Raw genomic sequence first — 4436 nt, forward strand, 5'->3', positions numbered from 1 at the left:
GGCCACCTCGACATCGGGCTCGCGTCCGAGCACGTCATAACTCGCATACAGCAGGTGACCGCACGCCGCGAAAGCCAGACCGACCAGCAAGGTCGTCGGCGGTAGGTCGCGCAACGCCGTCATCGCGCTCGACCAGTCCCAATGCCGGCCGGTCTCGATCAGCAACACAGCCGTGATCAGCAGGCACAGCGTCCAGAAGGCACGCTGCGCCGCCGGCCACCAGGGCTTGGCCGTCAGGCCATCGGACGCGGCTGCTGGCGGCACGGACGGCCGGGGCGCGACGGTGTCAGTGCCCACGCGCCCCCCCTGCCGCATGGGCGTGGGTCTGCTCAGGCGGATGCGCCAGCAACTCGAGCTTCGGTGCATGCGTCGGCAGCCGAGAGGCCCAGACCGGGAAGCGGCGCAGGAAGTGGAAGATCAGGAAACCCCGCAGCTGTGACCACCAGACCCAGCCTTCTTGGGCTGGCACGCACGCCTCCTTGCAGCTGTGCTCGATCAGGTGTTCAAGCCGCGACCGCAAGTGTTCCGCGAACGGCTTGTCGCGCAGCACGACGTTGGCTTCGAGATTGAGCGACAGGCTCAAGGGGTCGAGGTTGCTGGAGCCGACTGTCGACCATTCGTCATCGATCACAGCGACCTTGCCGTGCAGCGGCCGCTCACAGTATTCGTAGATCTTGACGCCGCCGCTTTGCAGGTAGTCGTACAGCGTCGACGCGGCGGTGCGTGCAATCGGCACGTCGGGTTGTCCTTGCAGGATGAGCTTGACGTCGACGCCGCGCTTGGCGGCGCGGCGCAACTCGTGCAGCAGGCGGTAGCCGGGGAAGAAGTAGGCGTTGGCGATCAACACCTGTTTGCGTGCACTGCGGATCGCGATGCGGTAGTAGCGCTCGATGTCGTTGCGGTGCTGCAGGTTGTCGCGCCGCACGAACAGCGCATCCGCGCTGCCGTCGGTTCGAGATCGTGGCTGGTCGCGTTCGTGCGCTCCGTGCGCGTGCCAGCGGGCGGCCCAGGCGGCGCGCAGGCCGTGGCCGGCGCCTGCATCCGTCGGGTCGTGGATCGCCGCACGGGCGAAGCGGTGGATCTCGCCGACGATCGGGCCGACCAGTTCAACCGCGTAGTCCTGCTTGGCCTCCGGTCCGAAATCAGCCAGGTGGTCGGCCGAGTAGTTGAGGCCGCCAACAAAGGCGCGCTCGCCGTCGACCACCACGATCTTGCGGTGCATGCGGCGCAGTACGTTGAAGCGGATGCCCATCACCCGCACCGCGGGGTCGAAGGTGCGTACGCGCACGCCGGCGGCGGTGAGGGTGTTGATGTAGCGCGGCGTCAGGTCGGCCGAGCCGAAACCGTCGACCAGCACATCGACCTGCACACCACGACGGGCGGCGGCGAGCAGGACCTCATGAAGCTCACGGCCGACCTTGTCCTCGAAGACGATGAAGGTCTCGAGGATGACCTCGCGCTGCGCGTGGCGGATGGCATCGAACACCGCTGGGAAAAAGGCTTCGCCGTTCTCCAGCAAGTCGACCCGGTTACCGCTGTACCAGTTGGTTTTCACAGCATGATCTCCGCAGCCAAAGGGGCGTGGTCGGACAGGTGCGACCACGGAAATCGCGGCAACGCGATCGGCCGATGGGCCCGGGCGTTGCGCACATAGATGCGGTCCAGCGGCAACAAGGGGAATCGCGCGGGAAAGGTCTTGGCCGCCCGGCCGTGGGCCTGGACGAACACTTCCTGCAGGCCGGCGCACCGGTCCAGCACGTGGTGGGCCTTGTTGCGCCAGTCGTTGAAGTCCCCGGCGACCAGCAGCGGCACCGGCTTGGGAATCTGGTCGCTGACGATGCCGCACAGCAGTTCGAGCTGATGACGCCGGTGCGATTCCGCCAGGCCCAGGTGGACGCTGATCGCATGCACCTCGCCGCGGTCCGGCAGGTCCAGCACACAGTGCAGCAGGCCCCGGGCTTCGTGCTTGGGCAACGAGACGTCGTGGTTGATCTGCCGCAGGATGGGGTACTTGGACAGCACCGCGTTGCCGTGGTCACCGCCTTGGTACACGGCGTTGCGGCCGTAGGCGAACTGAGGCCAGATCTCATCGGCCAGGAACTCGTAGTGCGGCGCCTGCGGCCAGCTGGCACCCACGGCACCGTTGTATTCGCCTTGCACCTCTTGCAGGAACACCACGTCGGCATTGACCGCGCGCACCGCGTCGCGCAGCTCGGGCAGCACGAAACGGCGGTTGAGCAAGGTGAAACCTTTGTGCGTGTTGACCGTCAACGCACGAAGCAAAAAGGGATGAGGGGGCGTCGCCGAGGGCATGCGACTTTTTTATCCGCAGACCCTGGCCGCGCTTGTAGGAAAGCGCCCTCAAGGCATGCAGGCGCCGGCCGCGATGGCCGGCGCAACTGGGGGACCTTTTCAGTGCGAGCGGGGCGGCGTTTCGGGGTGCACCACCCGGTCGGCCGACGGCGGCACCACTGCACCACGCCGCGCGCCGTGGATCATTTCCTTCAGCCAGGCCACCAGCACCTTGGTGTAGGCGCGCTGGTCGCTCTCGCTGGTCAGGCCATGGTCGGCGCCATCGAGGCAGCGGTAGGTCAGCGAGCGGGTGTGCGTGGCCGCCTCGCGGTAGCTGGTCAACACGGCCTTCGGGATGATGCTGTCCTGCTCCGATTCGATCAGCATCACATCGCCTTCGAAGGCCTGCACGGCCTGCAGTGCACGGTTCTCGTTCGCCAGCACCAGGCGTTGGCGGTAGGTGCGCAGGTCCTGGTCCTTGTGCAGTTGCAGCTTCGGACTTTCCCAGCCTGAATCGATGTAGAGCGCCGGTGACCGCAGCGCCAGCCATTTGACCGGCCGCATCGAACTGAGGATCGTCGCCAGGTAGCCGCCGTAGCTACTGCCCACCACTGCGATGGCCGCGGGGTCGACGTGCCGTCTCTTGACCAGCGTGTCATAGGCGGTCAACACATCTTGCAGATTGTTGGCCCGCGAAACAGTTTCGAAGTGGCGCTTGGTCTGGGCATGGCCGCGCAGGTCGAAGGTGAGGCAGACGCAGCCGAGCGCCGCCACGTCACGCGCACGCGACAGGTACTGCGACTGGCTGCCGCCCCAGCCATGCACGAACAGCACGCCGGGGATCAGCGTGCCCGGCGTGACGAACGTGCCAGCGATGTCGACTCCGTCGACCGAGATCTGGGTGATTTCTTCAAGCGTCGACATCCGGCGTCACCTGTGCGTATTTGACCAGTCGACCTCCTTGGTTGTCGGGCCCATCGTAGAGCAGCCAGGCGCCGTTGGGCAGCTTGAAGTCCTCTGAGTAGACCTCGCAGGTCGATGCGCGGACGCGGCGCAACGATGGGTTGGCGGCAAAGGCGTGCAGCGCGGCCGCCTCGGCCCCGCTGGCACCACCGATGCGCCACGACTGCTCGAGCACGCCGGAAACCGGGCGTCCCTCATCGTCCAGGCCCTGGGCCACGTCGTAGTTGCAGCGCGAGGCGAAGAAACCAGGGAAGCAGTCGAAAGCGGCGCGGTGGAAGACCATCGCCTGCTCGACCGCCGTGCGCACTTCGGGCGCCAGCTTCTCTTTCAACAGGGCTTCGAAGCCTCCCCTGCAGACGATCAGTTGCGAGCCGCCGTAGACCTCGTGCCCACGGTGGTTGCGCGTCAGCCCCTGGGTGCCGAAGTAACTGGCCACGTGGGAGCCGACGGTCACCTGGCCGACGCTGTGGGTCACCACCTGGTTCAGGTTGCGTTCGAGCACCAGGCCATGGCGGGTCAGGTTGTCGGAGCCGAACTCGGCCAGCCGTGCATCGAGATCGTCGGGCCCATTGATCACCCACTGCCCCACTCCGCCAACGCCGGCAGGGTCTTTCAGCCGCACGCCGCCGCCTTTGAACAGCAACTGCGCTGCCATGCGGGCGTCTTCGGCGCTGAAGACCGAGTAGCCAGGCAGCACGGCGTCGCGCACCTGTTCGCCATACGCGGCCGACCAGCCTGGCAACGAACACGCGCCCGGCTGCACCAGCGGATGCGAGATGACCTTGGTGGCGACGAAGGGTTGCGGCACCACGCCGCCGAAGAGATGGTCTGGCCGGCTGACACCCAGGCGCTGYGCTTCGGTAAGCGACGGCAGCGTGTCGGTGGGGACCAGATAGAGGCTGCCAGTGGGTGGGCGGGACAGGTCGAGCTCGCCGACGAATTCATGGCCCAGCAGGCGGGCCAGCGACTCGGCGACCCGGCTCTTCGAGCTTGCATCGTGGTCCAGCGGGCCCGTCTGGCCATTGCTGCGAAAGAACACCACCGTGGGTGCGGCGGCCTTGGACGACCGCGGCCGCACGCGCGGTTGGCTGCGAGGGCTGGACTCGTGACGCGGCGCAGCGAGGGCGGTGATCATGGTGTCTCCTTCGACGGTGGCATGAAATGGGAGGGAACACGTGGTC

4 protein-coding genes and 1 pseudogene are annotated in these 4436 nt (G+C 66.7%); all 5 read right to left on the minus strand.

The window, feature by feature from the left end:
- Positions 1-297: pseudogene (locus tag AC1DYI_RS27700) on the minus strand (hypothetical protein); the annotation flags it as partial.
- Positions 287-1555 (minus strand): cardiolipin synthase ClsB, encoded by a 1269-nt coding sequence (gene clsB / locus AC1DYI_RS27705; RefSeq protein ID WP_477207342.1) that lies wholly within the window; start codon positions 1553-1555, stop codon positions 287-289. The gene clsB and the pseudogene AC1DYI_RS27700, both read right to left, overlap by 11 nt.
- A complete protein-coding gene (locus tag AC1DYI_RS27710; protein WP_477207343.1) occupies positions 1552-2313 on the minus strand; it encodes an endonuclease/exonuclease/phosphatase family protein in 762 nt (253 codons plus the stop codon). The genes clsB and AC1DYI_RS27710 overlap by 4 nt, the downstream gene beginning before the upstream one ends.
- 99 nt (positions 2314-2412) lie before the next feature.
- On the minus strand, positions 2413-3216 hold the full coding sequence (locus tag AC1DYI_RS27715) for an alpha/beta hydrolase family protein (RefSeq protein WP_477207344.1): 804 nt from the start codon (positions 3214-3216) through the stop codon (positions 2413-2415).
- Positions 3203-4390: a DUF3182 family protein gene (locus AC1DYI_RS27720; protein ID WP_477207345.1), complete on the minus strand. Its 1188-nt coding sequence runs from the start codon at positions 4388-4390 to the stop codon at positions 3203-3205. Before AC1DYI_RS27720 ends, AC1DYI_RS27715 begins: the two co-directional genes overlap by 14 nt.
- Positions 4391-4436 lie beyond the last annotated feature (46 nt).

This window comes from Ideonella sp. P3_A4 (genome assembly GCF_056403075.1).